The sequence below is a fragment of the Ramlibacter monticola genome (assembly GCF_016722785.1).
Taxonomy (GTDB): domain Bacteria; phylum Pseudomonadota; class Gammaproteobacteria; order Burkholderiales; family Burkholderiaceae_C; genus Ramlibacter; species Ramlibacter monticola.
Window position 1 is genome coordinate 66,888 of the sequence record NZ_JAEQNE010000007.1, and the last position, 14,447, is coordinate 81,334.

A 14,447-nucleotide genomic window follows, 5' to 3' on the forward strand; every position below is an offset into this window, starting at 1 on the left:
CTGCCAGAATGCCCCACTGAATAGATGTAGATTGCATGCATGTTATAGCGCCGCCGCTTCCGGCGCAATACGATGGCGTCATGCGCCTCGCGGACTACACGGATTACACCCTGCGCGTACTGATGTACTGTGCCGCCAACCCTGAGCGGCTGGTCACGATCGCCGAGATGGCGGACACGTACGGCGTGTCCAAGAACCACCTGATGAAGGTCGTGAACGATCTTGCCAGGCAGGGCATCCTCGAGACGACGCGCGGGCGGGGCGGTGGCGTCCGGCTGCTGAAGCCGCCCTCCGAAATCGTCATGGGCAACGTGGTGCGGGCGGCGGAGACCGACTTCCGCCTGGTCGAGTGCTTCGAGCAGGAAACCAACACGTGCACGCTCACGGCGAACTGCCGGATGAAGCGCCTGCTCGACTCGGCGCTGGCCGCCTATTTCCGCGAACTGGACGGCGCGACGCTGGCGGACATCGTGGGTCCGCCGGCGAGCCGCGGGCGCAAGGGCGCCGGCATCGTCATCCCGATCAAGGCCGCGGCGCAGCCGCGGGCGCCGGCGAAGACGGCCCGCAAACGCCCTTAGCTCAGTGCGCTTCCGCCTGCCGCGCCGCCACGATCACGGCGGCCTGGTCCTCGCGCGCCCCGTTGAAGAACAGGTTCAGCGCCACCGCGGCGAGCGAGGACAGCAGGATGCCGGAATCGATCAGGGGATGGATGCCGTGCGGCATCCATTGCTTGAAGTTGGGCGCGATGAGCGGGATCATGCCGACGCCGATGGCGATGGCGACGATCAGGGCGTTGTGGCGGTTGCCCTTGAAGTCCACGCCGCCCAGGATGCGGATGCCGGTGGCCGTCACCATTCCGAACATCACGAGGCCGGCGCCGCCCAGCACCACCGTCGGCAGCGATTCGACCAGGGCCGCCATCTTGGGCAGCAGGCCCAGCACCAGCAGGATCACGCCGCCGGCGACGCACACGAAGCGGCTGCGCACGCCGGTCACCGCCACCAGGCCCACGTTCTGCGAGAAACTGGTGTACGGGAAGGTGTTGAAGATGCCGCCCAGCAGCGTGCCCAGACCGTCGGTGCGCAGCCCGCGCGCCAGGGCCCGCGCGTCGACCTTGCGGCCGGTCATTTCCCCGAGCGCCAGGAACATGCCGGTGGACTCGATCATCACCACGATCATCACGATGGTCATGGTCAGGATCAGCATCGGGTCGAAGCGCGGTGCACCGAACTGGAACGGCAGCACCAAGTCGAGCCATGCGGCCTTGCCGACCTTCTCGAAGGTCATCAGGCCCATCGCGGCCGCGGCCACGCCGCCGATCGCGATGCCGAGCAGCACCGAGATGTTCGCCGCGAAGCCGCGCCCGTACTTCGCGATCAGGAGGATGGAAACCAGCACCAGCCCCGCGATGCCGACGCCCGTCAGGTCCGCGTACTTCGGGTTGGGGACGCTGGGCAGCAGCGCCAGGCCCTTCGGCGCGGCCGGCAGCGGCGAGCCGGGCGCGCCCGCGGCGGCGGAGGCCTGCGACAGCCATTGCGCGTGCTCGGGGTTCACGACGCTCGGCGCCGTCGGCCCGAAGGGGTTGCCGAAGATCCAGTTGATGCCGATGCGCATCAGGCTGATGCCGATCACCGCGATGATGGTCCCGGTCACCACCGGCGGGAAGAATCTCAGCATGCGGCTGACCATCGGCGCGAGCAACACCGAGATCAGGCCGGCCGCGATGATGGCGCCGAAGATCAACTGCGCGCCGGCCGTGCCGGGGTTCGCGTTGGCGATGGCGACCATCGGCGCCACCGCGGCGAAGGTCACGCCCATCATCACGGGCAGGCGGATGCCGAACCACTGCGTGGCGCCCAGCGACTGGATCAGCGTCACCAGGCCGCAGCAGAACAGGTCCGCGGAGATCAGCATCGCCACCTGTTCGGGCGGCAGCTTCAGCGCGCGGCCGACGATCAGCGGCACCGCCACCGCGCCGGCGTACATCACCAGGACGTGCTGCAGGCCCAGCGCGGCGAGCTTGCCCGTGGGCAGTCGCTCGTCGACGAAATCGATTTCCTTGTGCATCGGGGGACTCCTCCGGTTGTCCGCAAGACTGTATGCAAGCGGCGTGCCGGTCCCGGTATGGAGAACCCTCGGCGCGGGGAGCGCGCAACCACAAGTTTGAGCGGCGTCAATGGGCGCTCGCGCGGCCTCCGCTCGCCGCGGCGCGCCGGCTCGCCAGCACGGCGAGGGCGATCAGCACGATCACCGCGGCCTGCGCCAGGAGACCCTGGGCATTCGGGTGGATGCCAAGGATGGGCACCGAGACGAAGGCCGCGGGAGTGGACTGCAGCACGCCGGCTTCCTGCAACGCCGCGACGCCGTTGCCGACGAAGACCACGGCCATCAGCACCAGCAGGCCCGAGGTCGCGGTGAAGAAGGGGCCGATCGGCAGGCGGACGCTGTATTTCAGGATGACCCAGGCCAGCGCCGCGAGCAGCGCCATGGCAGCGGCAATGCCCGCTAGCACCGGGCCGTGGCCTTCGGGGCCGGCCTGCGCCCACAGCGTCTGGTAGAACAGCACGATCTCGAACAGCTCGCGGTACACCGCGAGGAAGGAGATGCCGGCCATCGCCCAGAGCGTCTGCTTGCCGAGCGCCGCCGTCACGTGTTCGCGGATGAAGGCCTGCCAGGCCTGCGCGTAGGAGCGCTTGTGCAGCCAGAAGCCGACGTACAGCAGCATCGCGGCGGCGAGCAGCGCCGAGATGCCCTCGGTCAGCTCGCGGTTGGCGCCGCTGATTTCCCACAGGTAGCTCGCGACCACCCAGGTGACCGCGCCGAGCAGGACCGCGCCGATCCAGCCCGCGTGGATGTAGGGCAGCGCATCGTGGCGCCCGGTCTTGCGCACGAAGGCGATGATCGCGGCCAGCACGAGAATCGCTTCCAGGCCCTCGCGCAGCAGGATCAGCAGCGAACTCGCGAAGGCCGCCCCGGGGGACATGGCGTCGCCCGACAGGCGCTCGGCGGCGCGCTCCAGCAGGGCTTCGATCTTCGCTATCTGGGCGGCGATCGCCTCTGCCGGCGGCGCGGAATCGATGGCCGAACGCAAGGCCATCATCTCGCGCTCGGTCTCGGTGCGCAGCGGCGCGTCGAGGTTGTCCAGGCTGGCCTCGATCAGCTCGAAGCCTTCGAGGTAGGCGGAGATGGCGAGCTGGCGGGCGCCCGCGGCATCGCCCCGCTCGTAGGCGGCGAGCGATTCGCGCAGCTTCGCGCGGGTGAAGTCCAGCGGCGCGGGGCGGCCGGCGTCGAGCGCGTCTGGATGCGCCGTGAGCCAGGCGCGCACCGCATCGAGCGCCGCGCCGCCCTGCTGGCGGACCTCGCCGGGCGACTGCGTCACCAGCATGCGCAGGGTTCCGAGCTGCTCCTTGCCCTTGCCTCCGCGCCACAGGGCTTCGCCCTCGCGCAGGGTGTCCTGCGGCGCGCGCAGGCCGGCGGCGAGGAAGGCGAGGGCCCAGCGGTCCGACTCGGACAGCTCGGTGAAGGGGCGCATCGGCGTGCCCGCCACGCCCAGCGTGATGGTGTTGTACAGGCCGTAAACGCTGCGCTGCTGCATGCGCGCGTCGTCGTGGAAGTTGCTCGGCGCCGGATCCATGCCCTTGGCCGCGGGCCCGTCGCCGCGTCCGGTGGCGCCGTGGCAGGCCGTGCACTGCGCCTGGAACAAGGCCTGCGCCTTGCGCAGGTCGGGCGCCTGCCGGGGCGCGGTCGTGAGCTTGTAGATGCGCACCAGGTCCGCCATGACGGTGCGCGCCTGCGCCGCCACCTGTTCGCCGGGGGCCTTGGCATCCACCCGGGCCAGCAGTTCGCGCGTCCTGGCCAGCAGCGCCGGCTGCTCCGCGTGCGCGGGCAGCTCGCCGATCAGCGCCAGCGAGCGGGCCACGAACTCGCGCTGCTCCTGGTACTCGCCCGCGTCGGCGACCTTGCCGTCCTTCACCGCCTCGGGGTAGTCGACGCTGACGTAGTCCAGCATGTGGATCACGGTCTGGGCCTTGTCCCCGGCGCCCTGAGCGAAGGCCAGCGGATGCCAGGCGCAGGCGAAGAGCAGGGCGGCGAGCAGCCGGAGCCAGAAGGCGGGCGAGGAGGAGGTGCGGTGGTTTTCTTGCATGGCGTTCGGCGGGCGGCGCGTTGGGCTGTCACGTGAGCGAATCATAATGCGAACTATTCGCATTACAATGCGATCGGCCCAGCTCAACAACAACCTTACCAAGAACTCGAACGATGTCGTTGCAAAAGCCCACTCCCGTCGCCGTTGCCGTCGCCCTGCTGCTGTCGGCCACGGCCCTCCAGGCCCAGCAGGCGCAGGCTCCGGAGAAGACCCTCTCCACCGTGATCGTCAACTCCAGCGCCGACGCCTCGGCGCAGGGCCTGTCGCAGCCCTATGCCGGCGGCCAGGTGGCGCGCGGCGGCCGCGCCGGCATCCTCGGCACGCGCGACAACATGGAGACGCCGTTCTCCATCACCAGCTACACCAACGAGTTCATCCAGGACCGGCAGGCGCGCAGCGTGGGCGAGGTGCTGCTGAACGACCCGTCGGTGCGGGTGGCGCGTGGATTCGGCAACTTCCAGGAGTCGTACTTCATCCGCGGCTTCATCCTGAATTCCGACGACGTCGCCTACAACGGCCTGTACAGCCTGCTGCCGCGCCAGTACATCGCCACCGAATTGTTCGAGCGAGTCGAGGTGCTGCGCGGGGCCTCGGCCTTCCTCACCGGGGCCAACCCGGGCGGCGGCGGCGTCGGCGGTGCGATCAACCTGCTGCCCAAGCGCGCGCCGAACGAGCCCTTGAACCGCGTGACCGTGGGCACCGGCAGCGGCGGCTACGGCCAGGTCGCGGCGGACATCGCGCGCCGCTTCGGCCCGGACGGCGCCACGGGCATCCGAGTCAACGCGGCGTACCGTGACGGCGGCACCAGCGTGGACGACGAGAAGGGCACGCTGGGTCTCGCCTCGGTGGGCCTGGACTGGCGCAGCCGCGACGTGCGCCTGTCGGGCGACGTCGGCTACCAGGAGAACCGGCTGAAGCGCACGCGTCCCAACGTCACGCTCGCCGGCGCGGACGTGACCAGCGTTCCCGCGCCGCCCGAGGGCTCCACCAATTTCGCCCAACCCTGGACCTTCTCGAACGAGCGCGACCTGTTCGGCACCTTCCGCGGCGAATGGGACCTCTCTCCCGCGCTGACCGCCTGGGCCGCCTACGGCCACCGCAGCAGCGAAGAGGCGAATTCGCTGGCCAACCTCACGGTGACCAACAGCAGCACCGGCGCCGGCAACCAGTTCCGCTTCGACAACCTGCGCGAAGACCAGGTCAACACCGGCGAGGCGGGCCTGCGCTGGAAAGGCCGCACCGGCAGCGTCGGCCATGAAGTCGTCGCCGCCGCGGGCCGCTTCAGCGGCAAGATCGACACCAGCTTCAACTTCAACTTCGCCAACCTGCTGTTCACCAACCTCTCCAACCCCAGCTTCTTCGCCGCCCCGCCGCTAGCCCCGTTGCCGCCGCTCGCGAACACGGGCACGACGCGGCTCACCAGCTACGCGCTGGGCGACACGCTGGCCCTGTTCGAGGATCGCCTCCTGCTCACGCTGGGCGCGCGTCACCAGCAGGTGGATCTCACGAGCTTCGGCACCCGCACCGACGAGAGCCGGACCAGCCCCGCCGTCGGCGCGGTGTGGCGCGCGAGCAGGCAACTCTCGCTCTATGCCAACTACATGGAAGGCCTGACGCACGGCGAGACGGTCCCCTTCACGTTCATCGACAGCACGGGCACCGCGCGCTCCACCGCGAACGGGGGCGCTGCCCTCCCGCCCGGCACGGCGAAGCAGGGGGAGATCGGCCTCAAGTACGACGGGGGCGACTTCGGCGCCGGCGTGGCGGCGTTCAGCATCACCAAGCCGCGCTTCACCATCGACACGGTTTCGGGCGTGGGCGCGGCGGGCGGCAAGGACAGGCACCAGGGCCTGGAGGCCACCGTCTTCGGCGCGCCGGCGCGTGGCGTGCGCCTGCTGGGCGGTGCGACCTGGCTGGACACCGAGCAACTCGAGACGGGCCTGGGCTCCACCCAGGGCAAGCGGGTGATCGGCGTGCCGGAGTTCCAGGCCTCCCTGGACGCCGAATGGGACGTGCCGGCGGCCCGCGGACTCACCTTCGATGCCCGCGTGACCTACACGGGCAGCCGCTTCGCCGACGCGGAGAACACGCTCAAGGTCCCCGGCTGGACCCGCCTCGATCTCGGCGCGCGCTACCTGATGGACGTGTCCGGGCGCATCGTCACGCTGCGCGGCCGCGTCGACAACGTGACCGACCGCAACTACTGGTCCTCGGTCGGCGGCTTCCCGGGTGCGGGTTACCTGGTGGTCGGCGCACCGCGCACCTTCACCCTGAGCGCCAGCGTCGACTTCTGAGCGGCCGCATGCCCCTGAGCGCGCGCACCATCCGCACCTGGTCCTGGCTGCACAAGTGGAGCAGCCTGGCCTGCACGGTGTTCATGCTGCTGCTGTGCCTCACGGGGCTGCCGCTGATCTTCCACGACGAGATCGGCGAATGGGTCGGCACGCGCGTCACGCCCCCGCCCATGCCAGGGGTGACGCGCCGCATCCCGCTGGACGAGGCACTGGGCGTCGCGCGCCGGGTGTATCCGGACCGCTTCGTGCAGTTCGCCTCGCAGGACGACGGCAGCGACGAGGCCTGGTTCGTCACGATGACGCCCACGCCCGCGCCCACCGCCGACTTCCGCCAGGTGGTCGTGGATGCGCGCACCGGCGGCGTGCTGCCCAGCGCGGGCATCGACCAGGGTTTCATGTGGCTGATGGAGCGGCTGCACGTGGACCTGTTCGCGGGGCTCGCCGGCAAGCTGTTCCTCGGTTCCATGGGGCTGCTGCTGCTGGTTTCCATCGTGTCGGGCGTGGTGCTCTACGCGCCCTTCATGCGCAAGCTGCCCTTCGGCGCGGTCCGCAAGGACCGCTCGCGCCGCGTGCTGTGGCTGGACCTGCACAACCTGCTCGGCATCGCGAGCCTCGCCTGGGCCCTGGTGGTGGGCGCCACCGGCGTCGCCAACACGCTGATCGACCTGGCGCAGGACTACTGGCGCGAGCACGAACTGCAGCCCCTGCTGGCGAAGTACCAGGGCGACACGCCGGTGCCGGTGCCGGACTGGGCCCCGGTGCAGCGCGCGCTGGAGGCGGCGCGCTCGCGCGTGCCGGGGACGAGCGTGTCCTTCATCGCCTTTCCCGGGACTTCCTTCGCGACGCCGCATCACTTCGCGTTCTACCTGCACGGCAGCACGCCGCTGACCGGGCGCCTGCGCGAAGCCGTGCTGGTCGACGCGCGCACGGCTGAAGTCAGCGCCGTGCCGCAGCGGCCGTGGTACCTCACGGCCCTGCAGCTCTCGCAGCCGCTGCACTTCGGCGACTACGCCGGATGGCCGATGAAGATCCTGTGGACCCTGCTGGACCTCGTCACGATCGTGGTGCTGGCCAGCGGGCTCTACCTCTGGCTGCGGCGCCGCGAGCCGCGCCCGGCGCCGGACGGGTCCGCGCTGGCCTTCACGGAGGCTTCCCCATGAACGAACAACTTCGCCGCGTCTGGTTCTGGCCGCTGGTGCTGGCCGTGTTCACGACGACCGGCCTCGTCAGCGCCCTGTTCTCCGAAGGCTGGGGCGACGTCTGGGCCTGGGTCGCGCTGGCGACGCCGCTGGCCGCCATCGGCTGGTGCTGCTCGCGCGGCGCGCCCGCGCGCTCAAGCGCGCCGTAGCAGGTCGAGGAGCGTGCGCGCGACCACCTTGGTGGCGCGCCGCAGGTCCTCCAGCAGCAGGTTCTCGTCCGGCCGCTTGGCGTTGGATTCGAGCACAGTGCGCGGCCCGGCGCCGTACATCACCCCGGGGACGCCCGCTTCGCCGTAGAGGCGCATGTCGGTATAGAGCGGCGTGCCCGTCGCGGGGATGTCGATGCCGAACAGCGCCTTGCCGTGCTTCTGCAGCATCTCCACCAGGGGCTGCTGGCCGGCCGAGGGCTGCATCGAATTCGCCAGCACCAGGCGCCTGATGTCGACCTGGATTCCGGGGCAGCGGGCAGCGGCGTCGGCGATCACCTGGCGCACCGCGGCTTCGACTTCCTGCGGGTTCTCCTCCGGGATCATGCGGCGGTCGAGCTTGAACACGACCCTGCCGGGCACGACGTTGGTGTTGGTGCCGCCGTCGATGCGGCCCACGTTGAGGGTCGGGTGGGAGATGCCGGGCACGGCCGAGCGCTGCTGCTTGTACTGCGCATTGAGCGCGTACAGGGCCTCCAGGATCTTCATCGTGGCCTGCAGCGCGTCGACCCCGCTCTCGGGAATGGCCGCGTGGGCCATCTTCCCGTTCACGGTCACTTCCAGCTGCAGGCAACCGTTGTGGGCCGTCACGACCTGGTAGCTGAAGCCGGCGGCCAGCAGCAGGTCGGGCCGGGTCAGCCCCTTGGCGAGCAGCCAGCGCGGCCCGAGTTCACCGCCGACCTCCTCGTCGTAGGTGAAGTGCAGTTCCACGCTTCCCTTCAGGGGCGCCTGCAGGGCCTCCAGCGCGCGCACCGCGAAGGTGTAGGTCGCGAAGTCGCTCTTGCTCACCGCGGCCGCGCGGCCGTAGATGCGGCCGTCCGCGATCTCGCCGCCGTAGGGATCGCGAGTCCAGCCCTCGCCCGGCGGCACCACGTCCCCGTGCGCGTTCAGGGCCACCGTGGGGCCGTCGCCGTAGCGCCTGCGGACGATCAGGTTGGTGATCGAGCCGAGCCCCTGCGCCTCCACTTCGGCCTGCGGCACCGGATGCTTCTCCGGCGCCAGGCCGAACCTGGCCAGCAATCCGGCCGCGAGCTCCGCGTGCGGGGCGTTGTTGCCGGGCGGGGTGTCGGTGGGGACGCGCACCAGTTCCTGCAGGAAGCGCACTTCCTCGTCGAAGTGGGCGTCGACCCAGGCGTCGAGGCGTTCGTAGTCGTTCATTTCGTTTCTTCCGCGAGTTGCTCCAGCAGGTGCCGGAAGGCCAGCACGCCGAGCTGCATGTCGTCGCTGGTGGTGGATTCGAGGGGGTTGTGGCTGATGCCGGAGTTCTGGCCGCGCACGAACAGCATCGCCTGCGGCATGACTTCGTGCAGCTTCATCGCGTCGTGGCCGGCGCCGCTGGGCATCAGGTACGCAGGCAGGCCCAGGGACTGCACCGCGCGCTCCCAGCGGGCCTGCCATTGCGGTGCGCTCGGGGCGGCGGCGGCACGCATCGTCTCCTCGACGGCGTGGTGCAGCCCGCGGCGCTCGCAGATCGCCTCCAGCTGCGCGAGCACGTCGGCGACCAGGGCGTCGCGCTGCGCATCGCGGGGGGCGCGCAGGTCCAGCGTGAACAGGCAGCGCCCCGGCACCACGTTGATCGAGCCGTTGGGCACCTGCAGGATGCCGATGGTGCCCACCGAGTCGCCGTCGCGGGCCGCGCGCTGCTCCACGTAGAGGGCCAGTTCCGCCACCGCCACGGCGGCGTCGCGCCGGCGATCCATGGGCGTGGTGCCCGCGTGGCTCGCGATGCCGGTGACCTCGCACTGGTAGCGCACACCGCCGTTGATCGAGGTGACGACGCCGAGCGGCAGGTCCAGTTCGTTGAGCACCGGCCCCTGCTCGATGTGCACCTCCACGAACCCCAGGTAGCGCGCCGGGTCGCGCCGCAGCGCCGCGATGGCCCGCAGCTCCGCGGGGAGTCCCGCGCTGCGCATCGCGTCGGCCATGGTCACGCCGTCCGCGTCCTTCTGCTCCAGCCAGCGGGGATCGAAGTGCCCGATGAGGGCGCCGGAGCCGAGGAAGGTCGCCTTGTAGCGCTGCCCTTCTTCCTCGGCGAAGCCGACCACTTCGATCCCGAAGGGCAGGCGGCGGCCGGCGCGCGCCAGTTCGCGCACGCAGGCGATCGGCGTGAAGATGCCCAGGCGGCCGTCGTACTTGCCGCCGTTGCGCACGGTGTCGTAGTGCGAACCGGTGAGCACGAAGCGGGCCTCCGGCGCTGCGCCGTGGTAGCGGCCGACGACGTTGCCGACCGCGTCGGTCTCCACCTCGTCGAAGCCGCAATCCCGCATCAGGTCCTCGATCTGCCTGGCGGCGGCGCGGTGCGCGGGCGTGAGGTAGGTGACGGTGAGTTGCCCCTTCTCGGCATAGCCGGGATCGCTGTGCCGCGCCAGGGCCTCCTGCCAGTCCCAGACCTGGTTGCCCAGCGTGGGCTCGACGCCGAACTTGTCGTTCAGCCGCAGTTCCACGACCCGGTGGATGTTGCGCAGCGCCTCGGCGCGCTCGAACCCGGGCTGGTTCTCCAGCCGGCGCGCGAAGGTCTCGATGATCTCGTGGCGCGTGAGCCCGGTGCCGCGCGGCCCGCGCACGGCCAGGATGAACGGAAAGCCGAAGCGCGCGTTGTAGTCGGCATTGAGCTGCTGGATCCGCGCGAATTCCTCCGGCGTGCAATCGGTGAGGCCCGCCTTGCCCTGCTCGTGGGTGGATTCGCTGGTGAGCGTCTTGGCCACCATGGCCTTGCCGGCGAGCTCCGGGTGGGCGCGGATCAGGGCGAGCTGCCTGTCGACGCCCGCTTCGCGCAGGACCTGCACCATGGCCTGCTTCAGGTGGTCCAGGGAGCGGAACGGCCGCTGGACCAGCGCCGCCTGGGCGATCCAGGGCGAATGCTCGTAGAGGCCGTCCAGGAGGCGCGCCGCCTCGGTTTCGCTCGCCGCGTTGAGCTGTTCGATCGTGAGGGCCATGTCAGGGCTCCTGGCAGGGATGGACCTGCTTCCAGTGACGCGCGATGTCGATCCGGCGGCACACCCACACGCGCTCGTGCCGTTCCACGTGGTCCAGGAAGCGCTGCAGGGCCGTGATGCGCCCGGGCCGCCCCAGCAGGCGGCAGTGCATGCCGATGCTCATCATCTTCGGTGCCTCCTCGCCTTCCGCGTACAGCGCATCGAAGGTGTCGCGCAGGTACTGGAAGAACGGGTCCGCGTGCGAATAGCCCTGGGGCAGCGCGAAGCGCATGTCGTTGCAGTCCAGGGTGTAGGGCACGACCAGGTGGTTCAGCGTCGCGCCGTCGGTCTTGCGCACCTTCATCCAGAAGGGCAGGTCGTCGCCGTAGTAGTCGCTGTCGTACTCGAAGCCGCCGTAGTCGGCCACCAGCCGCCGCGTGTTGGGGCTGTCGCGCCCGGTGTACCAGCCCAGCGGCCGTTCTCCCGTGAGCTTGCGGATCGCCTCCATGGCGATGCGCATGTGTTCGCGTTCGGTCGCTTCGTCCACGTTCTGGTAGTGGATCCACTTCCAGCCGTGGCAGGCGATCTCGTGCCCGAGTTCGACGAAGGCCTGCGTCACCTCCGGGGCGCGCTCCAGCGCCATCCCGATGCCGAACACGGTGAGGGGCAGGCCGCGCTTCTCGAACTCGCGCAGGATGCGCCAGACGCCCGCGCGCGCGCCGTATTCGTAGATGCCCTCCATGCTCAGGTGCCGCTCGGGGAAGGCCGGCGGGTTGAACATCTCGGACAGGAACTGCTCCGAACCGGCGTCGCCGTGCAGCACGCAGTTCTCGCCGCCTTCCTCGTAGTTGAGGACGAACTGCACCGCGACGCGGGCCTTGCCGGGCCACTGCGCGTGCGGCGGGTTGCGGCCGTAGCCGGCCAGGTCGCGCGGATAGGGGGCGGTGCTGTCGTAGAGGGTGTTCATGAGAGGGCCAGGGCGATGTCGTGGGTGGGCACGGGGCGGTCGAAGGCGAGGCCCTCCTGCACGTGCTGGAGGTGCTCGTCCATCAGCCTGACGGCGCGCTTCTCCTCCTTCGCCGCCAGCGCCTTCACCAGTTCCACGTGCTCTTCCTGCGAATGCGCCGCGGCGGCTTCGCGCTGGTACATCAGGGCGATGAGGGAGCTGCGCGAGACGAGGTCGCGAATGATCTGGGTGAGCACGGCGTTGTCGGTGAGTTCGGCCAGGCGCACGTGGAAGTCGCCGAGCAGCTGCGAGCGTTCCCCGGCGTCGCGCCGGTCGACCGCGGCCTTTTCCTGCGCCACGTGCTCGCGCAGGGCGCGGATCTTGGCGGGCGTGACCTTGCGCAGGAACTCGCGCACCATCTCGGCCTCGAGGATGCGGCGGACCTGGAACACCTGGCGCGCTTCCTCCACCGTGGGCGCGGCGACGAAGGCGCCGCGGGCCGGTTCCATGCGCACCAGGTGCTTCTGCACCAGCTGGAACAGCGCCTGCCGCACCAGGGTGCGCGAGACGCCGAAATGGTCCGCCAGCTTCTGCTCCGCCAGCTTGGTGCCCGGCTGCAGCCGGTGCTCGACGATGGCCTGCGTCAGGGCATCGACGATCGTGCGGGTGGGCGAGGCGTCCATCGGCGCATGATAGCGACGCGGCGCCAAAGTGTATACACTGCAGTCCACAATCCGGACCGGAGACCGCCATGGGCCTGAGCACCCACGTCCTCGACACGATGCACGGCACGCCCGCGGCCGGCATGGCTGCCGAGCTGCATGCGACCGGCGACGCCGCCGGTCCCACCCTGGTCAAGCGCTTCGTGCTGAACGCCGACGGGCGCAACCCGGACGGCCCGCTGTTCGACACGGCCAGCCTGAAGACGGGCACCTACCGGCTCGTGTTCGACGTCGCCGCCTACTTCCGCTCCCGCGGCGTCGCCTTGCCCGACCCGCCCTTCCTGGACCGCGTGACGCTGGACTTCGGCATCGCGCACGCCGACCAGCACTACCACGTGCCCCTGCTGGTGAGCCCGTGGAGCTATGCCACCTACCGCGGCTCGTGAGCGCCGCGCCCGCCCCCGTCCTTCCCGCGCAGGCGGGCATCCCGGGCCGGCAAAAACAAAGCGGCCCGCGGGCCGCTTCTCCGGATTCCCGCCTGCGCGGGAACGACGAATGTCGTGCGGACTCAGTCCTGCCCTTCGGTCAGCGTGTCCAGCTGGAAGCGGCCGCTCTTGTGCCACAGCCAGGTATCCGTGTAGACCACCTTGCCCAAGCGCGCCGGCGCGGGGAAGGGTGCGGCCTTGCGCACGGTGCGCTCGATCTCGGCGACCACTTCCGGCGCGTGGTTCGGCGCCCGCATCCAGTTCAGGTGGCGCACGTTGCCCTGCGCATCCACCTCCACCTGCAGCACGCCCACCGCGTACAGCATGGGAGGCAGGCGGCCCTTCCAGATGCGGTCGCTGTTCTGCGCGTAGATGTGGCTGGCGGCATCCTGGCGGTAGGCGCGGGGGTTGGTCGCCATCGAAGTCTTGATCACCATGGGCGGCGTGCCCGCGACCTGCGGTGCGGGCGCGGACTGCCTGGGCATCGACTGGGGCGCTGGCCGGGGCTGCTCCGTCAAGGGAGCCGACGTGCAGGACGCGAGCACGGCGGCGACACCGAGCAGCGCGGGAGTCAGGGGACGCAGGGCGGGTTGATACTTCATGGGGGCTCCCGACGGAGTAGGCACGCCGGCGGCGTGCACGTGGAAATTACAACGGAACGGCGCCGGTCAATGATGACCTTGGTTACGAAAGCCTGCGGCTCCTTGCCATTCGATTCTTTGTAAAGCATGCAGCCCCTGAAGGAAATCACGAATCGGTTGGCCGCGCAAGACGCGGTGTTGGTGAGCGTCCACGCCGCCGAAGGCTCCGTGCCGCGCGAGGAGGGCGCCTGGATGGCCGTGTTCTCCGACGCGGTGGTCGGAAGCATAGGCGGAGGACACCTGGAACTCCAGGCCATCGAGGAGGCGCGCCGCCGTCTCTCCGGGGCAGGAGAGGGGGCCCTGCAGCGTGTCGCGCTGGGCCCGTCGCTCGGACAATGTTGCGGTGGCGTGGTGCACCTGCGCTATGAAAAGGTCGGCGCGGCCGATGCGGCCGGCCTGGCCCGCCGACTTCGCGCAGCCCACGCGCCGCTGGCCCTGTTCGGGGGCGGCCACGTCGGCAAGGCCCTGGTCCAGGTGCTGGGGACGCTGCCCTTCGCCGTCACGTGGATCGACAGCCGCGACGAGATCTTTCCCGCGCAGGTGCCCGACAACGTGCGCTGCGAGCATTCGGACCCGGTGCAGGCCGCCGTGGCGGATCTCGCGCCGGATTCGCGCGTGCTGATCATGAGTTTCAGCCATGCCGAGGACCTCGACATCGTCGCGGCCTGCCTGCGCCGGCTGCGCGAACGCGCCGACCTCTCCTACGTCGGCCTGATCGGCAGCAAGACCAAGTGGGCGACCTTCCGCCACCGGCTGGAGGAGCGGGGCTTCCGCAAGCAGGAGCTGGCGCAGGTCACCTGCCCGATCGGCATCCCGGCCATCCGGGGCAAGCAGCCGGAGGTGATCGCCGTCGCCGTGGCGGCGCAGTTGCTGCTGGGGCCGCTTTCCTGAAGGCGCCAAAAGTGTATACACTCGCGTCCACCGTCGCAGCGGCGCATGCATCCAAGCGCGACCC

The 14,447-nt window shown here is 70.2% G+C and carries 13 protein-coding genes; 6 read left to right on the forward strand and 7 right to left on the reverse strand.

Going from position 1 to position 14,447, the window contains the following annotated elements; all coding sequences use genetic code 11:
- Positions 1 to 80: 80 nt before the first annotated feature.
- A complete protein-coding gene (locus JJ685_RS22925; RefSeq protein ID WP_201676680.1) occupies positions 81 to 578 on the forward strand; it encodes an RrF2 family transcriptional regulator in 498 nt (165 codons plus the stop codon).
- Position 579: 1 nt separating this feature from the next.
- On the opposite strand, the gene JJ685_RS22930 is transcribed toward JJ685_RS22925, so the two are convergent.
- Both JJ685_RS22930 and JJ685_RS22935 read right to left on the reverse strand, forming a co-directional pair.
- The gene (locus JJ685_RS22930; RefSeq protein ID WP_201676681.1) at positions 580 to 2,067 is read right to left on the reverse strand and encodes a nucleobase:cation symporter-2 family protein; all 1,488 of its coding nucleotides are present in this window, start codon (positions 2,065 to 2,067) and stop codon (positions 580 to 582) included.
- 106 nt (positions 2,068 to 2,173) lie between these two features.
- Positions 2,174 to 4,144, reverse strand: a complete 1,971-nt coding sequence (locus JJ685_RS22935; protein WP_201676682.1) for a cytochrome c/FTR1 family iron permease — start codon at positions 4,142 to 4,144, stop codon at positions 2,174 to 2,176.
- Between the two features lie 113 nt (positions 4,145 to 4,257).
- On the opposite strand from JJ685_RS22935, the gene JJ685_RS22940 reads away from it, so the two are divergent.
- The 3 genes from JJ685_RS22940 to JJ685_RS22950 are packed head-to-tail and all read left to right on the forward strand — an operon-like array spanning position 4,258 to position 7,786.
- Positions 4,258 to 6,438: a TonB-dependent receptor gene (locus tag JJ685_RS22940; protein ID WP_201676683.1), complete on the forward strand. Its 2,181-nt coding sequence runs from the start codon at positions 4,258 to 4,260 to the stop codon at positions 6,436 to 6,438.
- A gap of 14 nt (positions 6,439 to 6,452) precedes the next feature.
- A complete protein-coding gene (locus JJ685_RS22945; RefSeq protein ID WP_201676948.1) occupies positions 6,453 to 7,598 on the forward strand; it encodes a PepSY-associated TM helix domain-containing protein in 1,146 nt (381 codons plus the stop codon).
- Entirely contained in the window at positions 7,595 to 7,786 is a 192-nt protein-coding gene (locus tag JJ685_RS22950; RefSeq protein ID WP_201676684.1) for a hypothetical protein, read from the forward strand. Before JJ685_RS22945 ends, JJ685_RS22950 begins: the two co-directional genes overlap by 4 nt.
- On the opposite strand, the gene JJ685_RS22955 is transcribed toward JJ685_RS22950, so the two are convergent.
- From JJ685_RS22955 to JJ685_RS22970, 4 genes are read right to left on the reverse strand one after another with little or no spacing between them, the layout of a single operon-like run.
- Positions 7,772 to 9,001, reverse strand: coding sequence for a M20 family metallopeptidase (locus JJ685_RS22955; protein WP_201676685.1), 1,230 nt, complete (start codon positions 8,999 to 9,001; stop codon positions 7,772 to 7,774). The two genes, JJ685_RS22950 and JJ685_RS22955, sit on opposite strands and share 15 nt — an antisense overlap.
- Complete coding sequence (gene uraD / locus JJ685_RS22960; protein WP_201676686.1) at positions 8,998 to 10,779, reverse strand: 2-oxo-4-hydroxy-4-carboxy-5-ureidoimidazoline decarboxylase; 1,782 nt, start codon at positions 10,777 to 10,779, stop codon at positions 8,998 to 9,000. Before uraD ends, JJ685_RS22955 begins: the two co-directional genes overlap by 4 nt.
- 1 nt (position 10,780) lies before the next feature.
- On the reverse strand, positions 10,781 to 11,725 hold the full coding sequence (gene puuE, locus JJ685_RS22965; protein ID WP_201676687.1) for an allantoinase PuuE: 945 nt from the start codon (positions 11,723 to 11,725) through the stop codon (positions 10,781 to 10,783).
- Positions 11,722 to 12,387 carry a GntR family transcriptional regulator gene (locus tag JJ685_RS22970; protein ID WP_201676688.1) on the reverse strand — a complete coding sequence of 222 codons (666 nt, stop codon included), beginning with the start codon at positions 12,385 to 12,387 and terminating at the stop codon, positions 11,722 to 11,724. Before JJ685_RS22970 ends, puuE begins: the two co-directional genes overlap by 4 nt.
- Positions 12,388 to 12,455: 68 nt before the next feature.
- Between JJ685_RS22970 and uraH the strand changes: the two genes are divergently transcribed.
- Positions 12,456 to 12,812, forward strand: coding sequence for a hydroxyisourate hydrolase (gene uraH, locus JJ685_RS22975; protein ID WP_201676689.1), 357 nt, complete (start codon positions 12,456 to 12,458; stop codon positions 12,810 to 12,812).
- Positions 12,813 to 12,934: 122 nt separating this feature from the next.
- Here uraH and JJ685_RS22980 read toward each other — a convergent pair whose 3' ends face one another.
- Complete coding sequence (locus tag JJ685_RS22980; RefSeq protein WP_201676690.1) at positions 12,935 to 13,453, reverse strand: hypothetical protein; 519 nt, start codon at positions 13,451 to 13,453, stop codon at positions 12,935 to 12,937.
- 126 nt (positions 13,454 to 13,579) lie between these two features.
- On the opposite strand from JJ685_RS22980, the gene xdhC reads away from it, so the two are divergent.
- Positions 13,580 to 14,383 carry a xanthine dehydrogenase accessory protein XdhC gene (gene xdhC, locus JJ685_RS22985; RefSeq protein WP_201676691.1) on the forward strand — a complete coding sequence of 268 codons (804 nt, stop codon included), beginning with the start codon at positions 13,580 to 13,582 and terminating at the stop codon, positions 14,381 to 14,383.
- Positions 14,384 to 14,447 lie beyond the last annotated feature (64 nt).